Here is a 16183-nt window from a genome sequence, read left to right on the forward strand (position 1 = left end):
TATTTTTAGAAATAAAAAATACGTAAAAATTAAGCTATCCCACACTTTGAAGGGATAGCATTGAGAACCTGATCTGTCTCAAATAATCCTGATGAAGAGTGTTGTATCAAATTGCATAAATAGATCTAAAATACCAACACTCCCTCTTCAAAAAAGATGAAAATTCGTAAAGAGGAATGCTATGGCCTTAGTAATGTTTACACAGCTTTTCGGTAAGATTGATGATGTAATAAATCAATATGTCACGAAAACTTCATCAGAGGCAATCATCGCAATTGCTCCCATCCTATCAACTGCTATAGCCGTCTCTTTCATCATCTATGGATGGCTTATCATGCGTGGTGTGATAGAAATGCCACTCACTGAGTTTGTGAACCGTTGCTTACGCGTGAGCATTATTACTTCAATTGCATTCTCTGCAGGATGGTCTCAGGGAGGTATGAGCAGTTTCGTCTCCAATTTACCCACTGAACTTTCAAATGCCCTGACAGGTAAGACATCTCAAAACGAACCCTTTAGCAATTCACTTAATAAAGCAGCTGAAGAAGGATTTAAACGCGCAAGCGAAGCTTTCGAAGAATCTGCTTTCTTAGGTTCTGATGGACTTCTTTACGCACTCTTTGGTATTCTTATCTTGGTTGCAACAAGCAGCTTGGTTGCAATTGGTGGTGCAGTTATTTTATTTTCACAAAGTGCTCTTTCCCTTCTCTTCGCACTGGGGCCTGTCTTTATCATTGCTTTGCTTTGGCAACCAACACATCGCTTCTTTGAACGATGGGCAACACAACTGTTGAGCTACATCATTCTCATGATACTCTTATCAACTGTGTTTAAGCTCATGATCAATATCTTTGCGGCTTACATGGAAGATCTGCAATTTAATGGTGAACAGAATGTCAGCTATGCGCTTGGCGGAGCTCTCACCTTGTCTATTATTTCCATTGTCTTGTTGCTGAAATTATCAAGCCTTGCAAGCACCTTAGCAAAAGGTATTACGTTTGGACATTTATTGAAATTAAATGCCAATAACCGTTCTGCTAGATAATCAAAGTTCAGTAGCGTGATAAATGATATTTGCGCGGTAGCTTAATGCATACATGAAAAAATCGCGCTATATATTTTAGTCAAAAATGTAACTATGATTAATAATATATAGAAGACGAAAAATGGTTAAAAAAGAAATTAAATTAAATTCATTTTATAATTTTTAATTGCGAATCTTTTATTATCGGCTTACACATCATATCTAAAATAAAAACGATTATGAAATTGGAATATCAAAGCTAATTAATAAAATAATCCCTTCGAAATTCAGTGAAGAGCAATATCATTATCCCCTTTGCAACAATGTAAATATTGGAAAGGGTAACAAATAAGCTGCTGGAGAGAGTGAAAATGAAAAAATTAACGATTACAGCGATAATGAGTGTGGTTTTAGCAACACCAAGTTTTGGAAATTCAATCATAGATGACGAACATCGGTATAATAACCTTAACTCACCGTATGGAAGCTCGATTCAAAGAACGCCTTCACCGAGATATGGAGCAGCACCCCAATATCAAAGAACAATGCAAACATCAATGAGAGGACAAACAGGACAACAAGATAGCAGCAGAATTTTTTTAGATACACTAAAAAAACAGTCTGATGAGATAAAAAAACAATCCGAGCAATTGGAGAAGATATATGGCGCTATAGCTAAAGATTCTGAAACTCTCAAAGATCTCAAAGAGGAAGAAGCTCTTTTTCTTAAAAGTTTACATTTATCCTATGACAAAGATAAATTTCTACCGGCAAATAACGGTCTTAAAGCGCAACTTGAAGAATTTGAAAAAGAATTCAAAAGCGTAGAAGAAAATAGATCAAAATTTGAAAATATACGCAAGTCTATTAATGACCGTAGCCAACACGCAGCAATGGTCGACAAATTTATAAGTTTGAAAATTTCTGAGAAAATAGAAGATCGTTCGGGAAAAATCTTAGGATTGTTAAACATGATCGGTGAAACGAAAGATCTAAAAGGCATTGCCGAATTACAAACGCAGCTTAAGATCCAATTAGCCATGAGCCAAAATGAAGCAACACAGTTGCAAATGGCGGCTCATCTACGCAACGTAGAACAAGCATTTATTAGCCAACAAAAGCATAAACGTAATATGAGAATTCTGGATAGTAAAAATACGAAAATGCCAACTATACGATCCTCACAGTGAAATTTTTACAATATTATTATGGTTATCACTCACACAAATGAAAAGTCATTAAAGAGAACTGCTATGGTCTTAGAAGGGTTTACACAATTTTTCAGTAAAATTGATCGTGTATCATATCAATCTATCACCAAAATTTTATTAAGAGCAATTGCCTCTAATTGCTCTTATCATATCAATCGCTATAGCCATCTCTTTTATCATCTATGGATAGCTTATCATGTGCAGCGAGATAGGGAAAGTAGTCTCTTTATTTCTAATGACAACTGTATAACCAAATGATCAAGTTTAGAATAAATAATATTTACCTCGTTGTTTAATGAATAGACTTAAAAATAAAATAAAAACCATGATTATATATTTTTTAAATCAAAATTGAATTAATGATAGATAATTGATAAAGAATATTAAATAGTTTAAAAAAGGAATGCTAAGATGAAACCAATCATTTTTACAATTTTGATTGTGAGTCTTTTATTATCGGCTTGCACGTCGGCTCCAAAGCCAAAACAACCGAGCAATTGAAATCGAGTCCCTATTAATAAAGAAGTCCCTGCAAAAATTCAGTGAAGAGCAATGTTATTTTCAGTTTTGTACTATGTACATGTTGGAGAAATTAACAGGCTGCTGGAGAGAGTGAAAATGAAAAAATCGGTTATTATAGCGATAATAAGTCTAATCTTAGCAACACCAAGTTTTGGAAATGCAATTATGAATCGCGACTATCGACTTGCCTTCTTACCTACCGGATATAAAGGGCTGCAGTCATTACAAACCTTACAACAAGGAGTGGTGCACGTATCAAATGCAAGGCATAACGGGCAAAGTAACGGTAATGTTTTTTTAGATACGCTAAAAAGACAGTCTGATGAGATAAAAAAACAATCCGAGCAATTGGATAAGATATATAGCGCTATAGCTAAAGATTCTGAAACGCTCAAAGATCTCAAAGAGGAAGAAGCGCTTTTTCTTAAAAGTTTACATCTATCCTATGACAAAGATAAATTTCTACCGGCAAATAACGGTCTTAAAACGAAACTTGAAGAATTTGAAAAAGAATTCAAAAGCGTAGAAGAAAATAGCTCAAAATTTGAAAATATACGAAAGTCTATTAATGACCGTAGCCAACACGCAGCAATGGTCGACAAATTTATAAGTTTGAAAATTTCTGAGAAAATAGAAGATCGTTCGGGAAAAATCTTAGGATTGTTAAACATGATCGGTGAAACGAAAGATCTAAAAGGCATTGCCGAATTACAAACGCAGCTTAAGATCCAATTAGCCATGAGCCAAAATGAAGCAACACAGTTGCAAATGGCGGCTCATCTACGCAACGTAGAACAAGCATTTATTAGCCAACAAAAGCATAAACGTAATATGAGAATTCTGGATAGTAAAAATACGAAAATGCCAACTATACGATCCTCACAGTGAAATTTTTACAATATTATTATGGTTATCACTCACACAAATGAAAAGTCATTAAAGAGAACTGCTATGGTCTTAGAAGGGTTTACACAATTTTTCAGTAAAATTGATCGTGTATCATATCAATCTATCACCAAAATTTTATTAAGAGCAATTGCCTCTAATTGCTCTTATCATATCAATCGCTATAGCCATCTCTTTTATCATCTATGGATAGCTTATCATGTGCAGCGAGATAGGGAAAGTAGTCTCTTTATTTCTAATGACAACTGTATAACCAAATGATCAAGTTTAGAATAAATAATATTTACCTCGTTGTTTAATGAATAGACTTAAAAATAAAATAAAAACCATGATTATATATTTTTTAAATCAAAATTGAATTAATGATAGATAATTGATAAAGAATATTAAATAGTTTAAAAAAGGAATGCTAAGATGAAACCAATCATTTTTACAATTTTGATTGTGAGTCTTTTATTATCGGCTTGCACGTCGGCTCCAAAGCCAAAACAACCGAGCAATTGGAATCGAGTCCCTATTAATAAAGAAGTCCCTGCGGAAATTCAGTGAGGAGCGATATGAAGAAAAAAGAAGTTAAACCGGTAAAGTCCGAACGACTTAGCAGCTATTATGAAGAAAGTCGAGGTTTGGAACGTGAACTGATTAATGAATTTATGAAATCGCGTAGGCTAGCATGGCGGATAGTGGGTGTCTTTAGCGTTTTTGGAATATTTGGTATGATATGTGGGGTAATAGGTTTTTCTCAACCATCTCCCATGCCTTTAGTCTTACGCGTTGATAATACCACTGGTGCAGTTGATACTGTTTCTATAATGCGCGAGCACGAAACCAGTTATGGTGAAATTGTAGACAGATATTGGCTTAATCAATATGTCCTTAACCGCGAAACCTATGACTACGATACCATTCAATTAAATTATGATACAACAGCGCTTTTAAGTGCACCAGCAGTTCAACAGGAATTTTACAAAATTTATGAGGGTGAAAACGCTCGCGATAAAGTGCTTTCCAACAAGGCACGCATCACAGTTAAAGTGCGTTCTATCCAGCCAAACGGAAATGGACAAGCAACCGTGCGTTTTACAACCCACCAACAGGATATTAATGGCTCAACAGGGAAAAAAGAAGACCAAATTGCGACGATTGGATATACTTATATCGATGCACCCATGAAATCATCTGATCGATTGCTTAATCCCCTTGGTTTCCAAGTTACAAGTTACCGCGCTGATCCGGAAATAGTTTTTAATAATTAAGGGATTGATTGTTATGAGAAAACTTGCGTTTGTTGTCTTACTAGCCTCGTTTTATACGATGCCCGTGCAGGCGCTCAAAACCCCCTCCAATTCACAGTATGATCACCGGATTCGTTATGTAACTTATAACGCAGCTGATGTAGTTCAGATTGAAACTGTTCTTGGTGTAGCAACACACATCATCCTTGAAGACGGTGAACACTATATTACCCATGCCTTCGGTGATTCTGATGCCTATGCTTTTGCGCATAAGGGGCGGCATATCTTTATTAAACCCAAAGCTGAACTTGCCAATACCAACCTTATCGTTGTTACTGATAAGCGCAGTTATAAATTTCGACTACAGTTCCGCAATGACCGCGCTGAATCTACCTACGAATTAGCTTTCGTCTATCCCGATTCAGATACTCAAAAATCGCAAGAAAACACTCAACGTGCTGCTATTGAGCATGGTTTTAGTAAAAACATAAATGGTTATAATCTAAACTACACCATGAGCGGTCACAAAGATATTGCCCCGATAAATGCCTGGGATAACGGACGCATTACCTACTTCAAGTTTTCTGCCAACATGGACATGCCGTCAATTTATTTAGTGGATACCGAAGGCAATGAAAGTCTCATACCGCGTACTATCGTGGGCAATTCCAATAATATCATCGCTGTTCACAAGGTCAATCCTAAATGGCTCATACGACTTGGGAGACGGGTTCTTGCTGTCTTTAACGAATCTTATGATCCCAATGGCGTACCAAACACGACCGGAACAATATCATCGGTGGTTCGTCGTATCAATAAAGGAGATAAATGATGTTCTGCAGTAAGAAAGGAGATGAAGTCAACACAGGCGAAAATTTAAACTACGCCGAACAAATCTCTATTGAAGGTGATTATGGTAAATCCGAGCTCGATGTAGAACGTCGCCCAACCATTCCCGGTATGCGTGTATTATTAATAGTAGGGATCGTCATCATAGTAGCGGTACCAGTTGCGCTATCTTGGAAAGCTTTAAAAATGCGCAATGCTGCAAATGCTGAGGAAAAAAAGCCGCAGCAAATAGTGCAACAAATTATACCAAGCTATATTCCTCCAGTCATAGAGGAACCAAAAGTCACAGAAGAGAAATCCATAGAAGAATCAGGTCAACAGGCACAAATAGAGGAGCAACTACGCAATCTTCCATCGTCTTTGGCTCAGCTTTTCCAAACAACCATGCCACCACAATTGGTCAAAGATGCCGAAATGTTGGCTCGTCAACGTATGTTAAACTCGAACCTTAATAATGGTGGAGGCAGTGAAACCTCTGAAAATTATTCAAAATCTAGCAACTCTGGTGACAGAGGCGGTGGTGAGTTCTCAGACAAATTGCAGCCTATACGGCTAAGCCAATCATCTGCAGCTCAGCTGCGCAATCGTGATCTTTTGATCACACAAGGAACCCAAATAGATTGTGTATTAGAAACAAAAATTATCACGACACAGCCAGGAATGACTACATGTTATTTAACACGTGATGTTTACTCTACAAGTGGTCGAGTTGTTTTACTAGATCGTGGCTCAAAAGTTGTCGGTTTTTATCAAAGCGGACTACAACAAGGGCAAGCACGGGTTTTCGTGCAATGGTCGCGTGTTGAAACACCTTCTGGTGTTGTTGTAAATCTTGATTCGCCCGGTACTGGCCCACTTGGAGAATCTGGTTTAGGGGGTTGGGTTGATAGACACTTCTGGGAACGATTTAGTGGTGCAATCATGATTAGCATAATCAGTAATTTAGGAAATAGCTTAGGAGAATGGGTAACAAGTAAAATTACCAAAGGAGGAAAAGGAGAAAAAGGAGAACAACAGTCTAAAAATGGGCAAGGAGAAGCTGAAGCAGTTGTCATGGATGTTCTCCAAAACTCTATCAACATTGTACCAACACTGTACAAAAATCAGGGCGAGCGGATTAATATTTTGATTGCTCGTGATTTGGATTTCAGCGATGTCTACAGTCTCGTCACACGCTAATCAAGTACAGAAAGATCAAGCAGTTGCACAGCTTTTACAGCCGCTTGATCATTTCTTAGAAGATCCCAAAATTACTGAATTATCAATTTGCCGCCCCTGTGAAATATGGACAAAAAGCTTTGAGGGTTGGCAAGTACACAGTGCACCAGAACTTACGAGTTCTTTTTTACAAACGCTTATTACGGCTATTATCGTCTATAATGGTATGGTTCCTAAAAGCATAAATTATGTACTATTGCCTGGGGGGCAGCGCGGTACAATTGTACAAAGCCCAGCTGTTCTCGATGGTACGCTATCATTTATGATTCGTAAGCATTCTCTTATAGTTAAAACACTAGAGGAGCTTGATCACGAAGGTACATTCGATAGTTTTATAGATGTGAGCTTCAATAAACCTTCAGAAAAAGAATCAAATAGTTTCTTATTAAAGCAAGATTTCACACGATTAGAACCATTTGAAGCTCAACTATTAAAGCTCAAACGCGATCGAAAGATTATTGATTTTCTAGAAAAATGTGTACTTTATAAACGTAATATTATCATTGCAGGTAAAACAGGATCAGGTAAAACGACATTTGCCCGCTCTTTGATAGAAAAAGTACCCGTTGAAGAACGTATTATCACGATTGAAGATGTTCATGAGCTTTTTTTACCAAATCACCCTAATCATGTGCATATGCTTTACGGGAACAGCGCGGATCGCGCGACGGTCGATGAATGTTTAGATGCATGTATGCGCCAATCGCCTGATCGTATTTTTCTCGCTGAGCTGCGCGGTAATGAGGCATGGGAATACCTCAATTCACTAAATACTGGACACCCTGGATCAATTACAACAACGCATGCTAACAATGCCTTACAAACATTCGAACGATGTGCAACACTCATCAAAAGATCAGAGGTTGGCCGTCAACTTGACATACAGATGATCAAGCTAGTGCTTTATACGACAGTTGATGTAGTGTTGTATTTTAAAGATCGGAAACTCTCTGAAGTTTTCTATGATCCGATTTTTTCTAAATCGAAAATAATTTAAGGTTAAAAGTTTCTCACAATATAAGTGATTTTACCAAATCTAATAAAAAGCTGTGTGACATAGCACAGCTTTTTATTGAATTAAATTTTTGAAAATAACTCCTCTCTTTCAGCCTCTCTGATAGTTCCCCGTAATTATCATTAATGAAACAATTGAAACTACAATTTAAACATAGCAAAAGCCTTTTCCCACTAGTACGGATGAAAGAATGTAGAATTAACATCTATGATATTTATCACAATTCAATATGACTTTTTAACAAAAGCGAAAACGCACATCCTCTACTACAACCTTATTTTCACATTAAGACAAATTTTCTCAATGAATTACCCATTGTATCCAGAAGAAATATTAAATTTCATGTTAAAATCCTCAGAAAAAATAAGCTTTCAAAACTGAACCCTGTGTAAACACCTCAAAGGTATACAACACGCTAAATAGCTTTACAGTATCCCTCTGTGTTGAACCTATTTTTACAAGCGACGTTCAACCATGAGCTTTTTAATTTCAGCAATTGCTTTAGCTGGATTTAAGCCTTTAGGACAAGTTTGTGCACAATTCATAATTGTATGGCATCGATAGAGCCGAAAAGGATCTTCTAAATTATCAAGACGCTCACCGCACATTTCATCACGCGAATCAGCGATCCAGCGATATGCTTGAAGCAAAACAGCTGGTCCTAAATAACGATCTCCGTTCCACCAATAGCTTGGACACGATGTCTGACAGCATGCACATAAAATACACTCATAAAGACCATCAATTTTTTGGCGATCGGAATAACTTTGCAGCCACTCTTTTGCAGGCTCAGGAGAAACGGTTTGCAACCAAGGTTCAATGACACGATGCTGGGCGTAAAAATGTTTCAAATCAGGAACCAAATCTTTAACAACAGGCATAGAAGGTAAAGGATAAACCTTAATTGGATGCTTCACCTCATCCATACCTTTTGTACAGGCTAGAGTATTGGTTCCATCAATATTCATTGCACACGAACCACAAATTCCTTCACGGCATGATCGCCGAAGTGTTAAAGTCGGATCAATATGGTTTTTTATAAATAAAAGCCCATCAAGGATCATCGGTCCACAAGCTGAACGATCTACATAATAGGTATCAAGATGGGGATTTTCCTCATCATCAGGCGACCAACGGTAAATATGAAACTCCGTTAGCTTTGTAGCACCTTCAGGCTTAGGCCAAACTTTTCCAGCTTTTACTTGAGAATTTTTAGGAAGCTTAATTTGTACCATAGTTCCTTCTCCCCTCAGTAAACACGTTTCTTAGGTGCAATACGCTTTAAGTCAATACCGCCATCTTCTTCAGATGTTAATGGATCAACATGAACAGGTCGATATGACAATGTCACCTTACCATCTGTTGACAAACGCGAAACCGTATGACAACGCCAATTTTTGTCGTCACGCTCTGGATAATCTTCACGCGCATGAGCTCCTCGACTTTCCAAACGTGCTTCTGCAGAATAAACAGTCATAATTGCATTAACCATCAGATTTTCGAGTTCTAATGTTTCAACCAAATCAGAATTCCATATCAACGAACGATCTGTTACCTTGAGATCAGATAATTCACCCCATAGTTGACTTATCCGCTGACATCCTTGTTGCAAAGAACCTGCCGTTCGAAACACAGCGGCATCTTCTTGCATTGTGCGTTGCATTTTTTCGCGTAATACAGCTGTTGGCGTTCCCCCATGAGCAAAACGTAAACGATCAAAACGTGCTATAATCTCGTCAACAGCTACCTCATTAATAGGTGGAATTTCTGTATCACGATCAATCACTTCGCCTGCACGAATTGCGGCTGCACGCCCAAACACAACAAGATCGATCAACGAATTTGAACCTAGACGATTGGCTCCGTGAACAGAGGCACACCCAGCCTCACCCACAGCCATCAAACCTGGTTGAATACAATCAGGTGAATTAGCTGTTGGATTTAAAACTTCCCCATAGTAATTTGTAGGGATACCACCCATGTTATAATGAACAGTCGGAATGATAGGAATAGGTTCTTTAGTCACATCAACACCCGCAAAAATCCGTGCTGATTCTGAAATCCCTGGCAAACGCTCATGCAATATAGCGGGATCAATATGGTTAAGCACCAAATACATATGATCTTTTCTTGGACCAACGCCGCGCCCTTCACGAATTTCAAGTGTTATACAACGCGAAACCAAATCGCGTGAAGCCAAATCTTTAAAGGAAGGAGCATAACGCTCCATAAAGCGTTCCCCCTCAGAATTGATCAAATATCCCCCTTCACCCCGAGCTCCTTCTGTTATTAAACATCCAGAACCATAAATACCCGTGGGATGAAACTGAACAAATTCCATATCCTGAAGCGGCAACCCAGCACGCGCAATCATTCCACCACCATCACCTGTACAAGTATGAGCTGATGTCGCGGAAAAATAAGCACGTCCATATCCACCTGTTGCAAGAACAACCATCTTGGCAGAAAAACGGTGTATTGTTCCATCATCGAGGTTCCATGCCACAACACCGGTACAAACACCATCAGACATGATCAAATCAAGCGCAAAATATTCAATAAAAAACTGTGCTTTATGCTTTAAACTCTGCCCATAAAGCGTATGTAAAATTGCATGCCCAGTACGATCTGCTGCAGCACAAGTCCGTTGAACTGGAGGTCCTTCTCCAAACTCTGTCGTATGCCCTCCAAAGGGTCTTTGATAAATTTTTCCATCTTGTGTACGCGAGAAAGGAACCCCATAATGCTCTAATTCGTAGACAGCAGCCGGTGCATTCCGCACCAAATATTCCATCGCATCAGTATCGCCCAGCCAATCAGACCCTTTCACTGTATCGTACAAGTGCCATTGCCAATTGTCGGGTCCCATATTAGAAAGTGACGCTGCAATACCACCCTGTGCTGCAACTGTGTGTGACCTCGTTGGAAAAACTTTTGTAATACACGCAGTTTTTAATCCTTGTTCAGCCATACCGAGCGTCGCACGCAAACCCGCGCCCCCTGCACCAACAACAACAACGTCAAATTTATGATCTACACACTGATAAGAGGTGTTACCTGCTCTCGCACTCAGAGATGATCGTGTATCCGCCATATTATTAACCCCCTAATGCAATTCTTAAAAGAGCAAAAATAATTACACCACCCAAAATAAAGCAGAATAGAATATTTAATGCAAAAAATAATATCCGCACAGCTTCATGCGGAATATAATCTTCAATAACAACCTGCATTCCAAGCTTCATATAATAGAGGAATGACAAAATCATCAAGATCATCACGACAGAAACAGCAGGATGTGAAAGCCTTGCATGCACAACGCTATAGTCTTTTCCAACGAGTGAAAGAATCAAAACAATAAAAAATACCAAAAACGGCAAATTAATAAAGCTTAACAAACGCTCTCGCCAAAAATGCTCTGTTCCTTCATGCGCGCTCCCAAGTCCACGCGCCTTTCCAAGTTCTGTTCGAAAATCTTCCTTCATGCTTTCTCCACCCCTCAAATTTATACAACGCTATATCCAATAATCCAAATCATAAGAGTGACAATAAGAGAAATAAACACTGTCGTCCAAGCCGTTAATGTTGCCTTTTCCTTCATCAACAGACAAGGCTTCATATCCCAAATAATGTGGCGAATGCTGCCAACTATGTGATGAACTCCAGCAAGTGTGTAAAGAAATAGAATACAAAGCCCAGGCATAGAACCATAAATTCCATTAACCATCCTAAAAGTCTCACTCCCGCTAGCAACCGAAATTAACCAAATAGCGAGGAATACTATTCCAAAATAAAGTGCTATACCTGTTATACGATGAGCAATTGACATCGCCATAGTTATAGACCAACGATAAACAGTTAAATGGGGGGCGCGAGGGCGCTCTTTTGTCCTAGTTGTCTTTGTCATAAAATATCCTGACCTGAACTTTTACTGCAACTGCGTCATGAACGAGGAGATTCGTACAAAACGACCAAATGCATTATCGTTTCTACTTGTTTGGCATCTAAATGACCAATAACTACAGGTCGGTTGTCTCAAATAACGGATTAAAGGTCGCGCAGAAAAAAACCGATTGTTTTACAAACAAAAGTCATAAAACTCACCTTGTTTAGTATAATTTTCTCTTCACGTCAAAGGTCTAACATCGTTTATCAAATATAAACAAGCATTTTTTCCATTGTTTTCAGTTCTACTAACACAAATCAATGGCATGTAACTTTCTATGATTCTAATACTGGAGCCCCTCCATTAATGGCAAACAACATCAATTTACCATACAAAAAAGCGACAAAAGCCGCTTTTTCATAAACTCCAGTAGCAAGCAGTTTAAATACTTATTCAGCAGTTTGCGTCGCACCACCATCTGCTTCAGCAGGTGCTTTTTCTACCTTTTCGACAAGCTTTGCACTTTTTTTCCTATAATCTCTTTTTTCAGCGATACGTGCAGCTTTACCTCTCAAAGCACGCAGATAATAGAGCTTCGCACGACGAACTTTACCTCGACGCACCAACTCAACTCCTTCAATCAAGGGAGAATAAACTGGAAACACACGTTCAACGCCTTCACCATAAGAAATTTTGCGCACTGTAAAGGTCTCATTTAGACCACCTCCGGAACGTGCAATACAAACTCCCTCATAAGCTTGAACACGTGTCCTTGTCCCTTCAGTTACACGAACCAAGACGCGTACTGTATCTCCTGGCTGAAATGTTGGCAACTGGCGTTTTGCTTCAATTTTTGCACATTGTTCAGCTTCAAGCTGGGCAATAATATTCATTTGTCTATCCTTTATACTTCATGTTCTTTTCGAACAGTCAGAGCGCTCAACTCTTGCCACAAAAGCATTTTCTACACGTAGAAAAGAAACTCTCTAGGCTATGCCTTACACAGGAGCGAATACACCATCCCCTAATTCTAACTTGGATCTACCCTTACCCTTTACGAAAAAATTCTCCAGAAAGTGTGCCGTGCAATACACCATCTTGCAAAATGAATCAAGTTTTCCGACGATTTTTATCATAAAGAGCATAAAGATCAGGACGACGTTGATATGTTAACAATTCGGCTTGCTGTTGACGCCACTCGGCGATAACTTTGTGATGACCCGACATCAACACCGGTGGAATACCACGCCCTTCAAAAATAGAAGGACGCGTATATTGAGGATACTCAAGTAACCCATTCTCAAAACTTTCATACTCGGCAGAAAGCTTATTCCCCATCACCCCAGGTAAAAGGCGCACAATAACATCTAAGAGAACTAAGGCTGCTGTTTCTCCACCTGAAAGAATATAATCACCAATAGATACTTCTTCCAATTCCCGCGCTTCTATGACTCGCTCATCCACTCCTTCAAAACGTCCACAAACCAATGTAACGCCTGAACCCTGTGCTAAAGAACGTGCATAAGCTTGATTCAAAGGCCGCCCACGTGGACTCATCAATAATCTTGGCGAATCGTGTGGACAACTATCAAGTGCAGCAGCTAAAATATCAGCCCGCATCACCATACCTGCACCACCACCAGCTGGTGTGTCATCAACACTTCGATGCTTATCTAAAGAAAAATCCCGAATCTGCACTGTCTCTAGCGACCATATCCCCTTTTCTAAAGCTTGCCCTGCTAAAGAATATCCTAATAACCCAGGGAACATTTCAGGATAAAGTGTTAACACACGAGCTTGAAACGTCATTTTTGCATTCTCTCATATTTTTTTGACGCCTTGATTTTTGAACTTGATTCCTTCCTTCCATTATTTTCTTCCCCATTGCTTAAACCAGCTGCTAAAGAATCGACAACAAGAAAACCAGAAGCAATGCAAATTTTTGGTACCGCTGCCTTACTAAATGGAATGAACACTGTTTTGCGTGTATTTAAACGCACTTCAAGCAAATCACCAGCTCCGAAATTAAAAAAACCGCTTACTTCACCTAAAACTTGCCCTACACAATCTTGAACCTGAAGTCCTATTAAATCTATTTGATAAAATTCATCTTCATCTAAATCATCAATCAACTGATCACGCATAATATGAAGACGAATCCCCGTTAAAGCTTCAGCAGCTGCGCGCTCTTCAACCCCTTTAAACCGTATAACCGCGTTATTTTTTTTCATTCTAAGAGTTACAATCTCATAAGAACGCCCTAGATCATCATAAAGAACACCATAAGTACGTAAACGCTGTGGCTCAGTACCTAATATTTTAACCAAAACGTGCCCTTTTATGCCGTGTGCTAAGCCAACAGTAGCAAGATGGACTTTATTTTTAAGCTTTTTTCGATTATCTTCCATACAAAAGTTTTCTTTTCAAATGGATCTTTAAATCTCTAAACTACCTATTAAATCTTGTTGCCATATCAAAATCTTCCTCAAAGACCTTTTTTGGTGACAAAAGTTAATAAAAGGAGAAATCTTATGGCAAATATTATGCTCTTCTACAAAGATGTAACCCCAATCAACAAAATGACTCATAAAAATCTAAAGTTTGCTCCTCCAAATAACATGTCTTTTGCCAAAGATACCCATTGGGTTCCTTTAGCCAGCAGTGAATATTTTCGAGCTGCTTTAGACTATCCAATTCTATTTATGTCCGCAAAAGATGAACAAGAGAAACAGCACTATACATCTGCTGCTCTTGTAGGTCTTTCTAACGACGAAAATGACTATATCGTTTCCAACGAAAATTGGAAACAAAATACTTATGTTCCGGCTTTTGTCCGTCGTTATCCTTTCGTCCTGGCACAAATTCCAAATGAAAAAGAACTTTCTGTTTGTTTTGATCAACAATCAGGCATGTTTAATGAGGTTACAGGAACAGAACTTTTTAATTCAGATGGATCTATTTCACCCTTTATGGAAGAGCGCATTCAATTTCTTGAAAGCTTTAAAGTTGCAATGGAAAAAACCTCTGAGTTTATTGATACGCTTGTGGAGATGGATCTCTTGAGCCAAAAATCAATTAATGTTAAAAATGAAAAAGGTCTTTCAGCACAATTAGAAGATTTTTGGATTGTTGATGAAGAAAAACTAAATAAACTATCTGCTCATCAGCTTGCTAAGCTTCATAAAAACGGCTTTTTAGGGCAGATTTTTGCACATCTTATGTCAATGAATAATCTTTTAAAAATACTCTCTCTAAAAAGTGATAAAAACCAAGAAACGAAATCTCAGAAAAAGGATGATAACTTAGATAACGAAAAATCTAAAAAGAAAGAGACTCTTAACTAAAAATGTCTACCAAAAATGATAGTAGAAAAGACAAAAATATCTCTTTTGTTCCAGCAGATCACGCCGTTTTATCCATAAGGAAAAGCTGGTTAGATAACCTTTTACAAACACGTCGTCTGTCTGAACAAACAGTACAAGCTTATGAACGTGATACACGACAATTTTTGTCTTTTCTCTGTCAACACCTTGGGCACGAACCAGCATTTGATGATCTTGCCAATTTACGCGTAATTGACTTTCGCGCTTATCTGGCTTATCGCCGCACGCACAATATAAGCTCGCGCTCTTTAAATCGAGGAATGGCTGGTTTACGCTCTTTTTTCAACTACTTATCGCGTGAGGGTATTGTAAAGATTCCTGCTGCTAAACTTGTTCGAACTCCAAAACAGCCAAAATCTTTACCAAAGCCTCTGCCTGTCAAATTAGCACTTCATATTGTAAAACAAGATAATCAACAGGAAAATGAAACATGGGTCATTGCACGCAATACTGCTGTTTTAATGCTTCTTTATGGCTGTGGTATGAGAATATCAGAAGCTCTAGCACTTACACCAAAACAATTTTCTGATCCTGACAAGGTAAGTTTATTCGTAACTGGAAAAGGTGGAAAAACACGCCTTGTACCTCTCATCAAAGTTGTTTACGAAGCAGTTCAGAATTATCTCAAATGCTGCCCGTACCCTTTAACGGATAACCAACCAATGTTTCGCGGTATTCGAGGAGGCACTTTAAAGCCAGAAATTATTCAACGAGTCGTTCGCAACTTACGTGCAAACCTTGGGCTACCAGCAACCACTACACCCCATACACTACGTCATTCTTTCGCAACACATCTTTTAGCACGCGGAGGTGATTTACGTACTATTCAAGAACTCCTCGGCCATGCTTGTTTATCCACCACACAGGTCTATACTCACGTTGATACAGATCGTCTGTTGGAAGTTTATCAAAAAGCCCATCCTCGTGCCTGAAA

At 38.5% G+C, this 16183-nt stretch carries 17 protein-coding genes; 10 read left to right on the forward strand and 7 right to left on the reverse strand.

The features are described 5' to 3' along the window. Window positions 1-181: 181 nt before the first annotated feature. The 8 genes from WCP78_RS00715 (at window position 182) to virB11 (ending at window position 7962) form a co-directional block, all read left to right on the forward strand. Window positions 182-1045, forward strand: coding sequence for a TrbL/VirB6 family protein (locus tag WCP78_RS00715; protein WP_336278602.1), 864 nt, complete (start codon window positions 182-184; stop codon window positions 1043-1045). A gap of 350 nt (window positions 1046-1395) precedes the next feature. Further along, on the forward strand, window positions 1396-2214 hold the full coding sequence (locus WCP78_RS00720; RefSeq protein WP_336278604.1) for a TrbJ/VirB5 family protein: 819 nt from the start codon (window positions 1396-1398) through the stop codon (window positions 2212-2214). Window positions 2215-2853: 639 nt separating this feature from the next. Continuing rightward, the gene (locus tag WCP78_RS00730) at window positions 2854-3645 is read left to right on the forward strand and encodes a TrbJ/VirB5 family protein (RefSeq protein WP_336278605.1); all 792 of its coding nucleotides are present in this window, start codon (window positions 2854-2856) and stop codon (window positions 3643-3645) included. 432 nt (window positions 3646-4077) lie between these two features. Next, window positions 4078-4212, forward strand: coding sequence for a TrwH protein (locus WCP78_RS00735; protein ID WP_336278606.1), 135 nt, complete (start codon window positions 4078-4080; stop codon window positions 4210-4212). 8 nt (window positions 4213-4220) lie between these two features. Next, entirely contained in the window at window positions 4221-4919 is a 699-nt protein-coding gene (locus WCP78_RS00740; RefSeq protein ID WP_336278607.1) for a VirB8 family type IV secretion system protein, read from the forward strand. Between the two features lie 13 nt (window positions 4920-4932). Then, window positions 4933-5730 (forward strand): P-type conjugative transfer protein VirB9, encoded by a 798-nt coding sequence (gene virB9 / locus WCP78_RS00745; RefSeq protein ID WP_336278608.1) that lies wholly within the window; start codon window positions 4933-4935, stop codon window positions 5728-5730. Then, window positions 5730-6926: a type IV secretion system protein VirB10 gene (gene virB10 / locus WCP78_RS00750; protein ID WP_336279100.1), complete on the forward strand. Its 1197-nt coding sequence runs from the start codon at window positions 5730-5732 to the stop codon at window positions 6924-6926. Before virB9 ends, virB10 begins: the two co-directional genes overlap by 1 nt. Then, the gene (virB11, locus tag WCP78_RS00755; protein WP_336278609.1) at window positions 6901-7962 is read left to right on the forward strand and encodes a P-type DNA transfer ATPase VirB11; all 1062 of its coding nucleotides are present in this window, start codon (window positions 6901-6903) and stop codon (window positions 7960-7962) included. The genes virB10 and virB11 overlap by 26 nt, the downstream gene beginning before the upstream one ends. Before the next feature lie 473 nt (window positions 7963-8435). On the opposite strand, the gene WCP78_RS00760 is transcribed toward virB11, so the two are convergent. The 7 genes from WCP78_RS00760 to rimM form a co-directional block, all read right to left on the reverse strand. Further along, window positions 8436-9215, reverse strand: coding sequence for a succinate dehydrogenase iron-sulfur subunit (locus tag WCP78_RS00760; protein WP_336278610.1), 780 nt, complete (start codon window positions 9213-9215; stop codon window positions 8436-8438). A 14-nt stretch (window positions 9216-9229) separates the two neighbouring features. Next, window positions 9230-11074: a succinate dehydrogenase flavoprotein subunit gene (gene sdhA / locus WCP78_RS00765; protein WP_336278611.1), complete on the reverse strand. Its 1845-nt coding sequence runs from the start codon at window positions 11072-11074 to the stop codon at window positions 9230-9232. Between the two features lie 4 nt (window positions 11075-11078). Further along, the gene (sdhD, locus tag WCP78_RS00770) at window positions 11079-11465 is read right to left on the reverse strand and encodes a succinate dehydrogenase, hydrophobic membrane anchor protein (protein WP_336278612.1); all 387 of its coding nucleotides are present in this window, start codon (window positions 11463-11465) and stop codon (window positions 11079-11081) included. Window positions 11466-11485: 20 nt separating this feature from the next. Next, window positions 11486-11887 carry a succinate dehydrogenase, cytochrome b556 subunit gene (sdhC, locus tag WCP78_RS00775; protein WP_336278613.1) on the reverse strand — a complete coding sequence of 134 codons (402 nt, stop codon included), beginning with the start codon at window positions 11885-11887 and terminating at the stop codon, window positions 11486-11488. A gap of 428 nt (window positions 11888-12315) precedes the next feature. Then, window positions 12316-12759 (reverse strand): 50S ribosomal protein L19, encoded by a 444-nt coding sequence (gene rplS, locus WCP78_RS00780; RefSeq protein ID WP_336278614.1) that lies wholly within the window; start codon window positions 12757-12759, stop codon window positions 12316-12318. A 217-nt stretch (window positions 12760-12976) separates the two neighbouring features. After that, window positions 12977-13675, reverse strand: coding sequence for a tRNA (guanosine(37)-N1)-methyltransferase TrmD (gene trmD, locus WCP78_RS00785; RefSeq protein ID WP_336278615.1), 699 nt, complete (start codon window positions 13673-13675; stop codon window positions 12977-12979). Next, entirely contained in the window at window positions 13672-14274 is a 603-nt protein-coding gene (gene rimM, locus WCP78_RS00790) for a ribosome maturation factor RimM (protein WP_336278616.1), read from the reverse strand. The genes trmD and rimM overlap by 4 nt, the downstream gene beginning before the upstream one ends. Before the next feature lie 123 nt (window positions 14275-14397). Here rimM and WCP78_RS00795 point away from each other — a divergent pair, with 123 nt between their 5' ends. Both WCP78_RS00795 and WCP78_RS00800 read left to right on the forward strand, forming a co-directional pair. Beyond that, the gene (locus WCP78_RS00795) at window positions 14398-15210 is read left to right on the forward strand and encodes a SapC family protein (RefSeq protein WP_336278617.1); all 813 of its coding nucleotides are present in this window, start codon (window positions 14398-14400) and stop codon (window positions 15208-15210) included. A gap of 2 nt (window positions 15211-15212) precedes the next feature. Then, a complete protein-coding gene (locus WCP78_RS00800) occupies window positions 15213-16181 on the forward strand; it encodes a tyrosine recombinase XerC (RefSeq protein ID WP_336278618.1) in 969 nt (322 codons plus the stop codon). Window positions 16182-16183: the final 2 nt, after the last annotated feature.

The organism is Bartonella occidentalis, assembly GCF_037070875.1.
Classification (GTDB): Bacteria; Pseudomonadota; Alphaproteobacteria; order Rhizobiales; family Rhizobiaceae; genus Bartonella.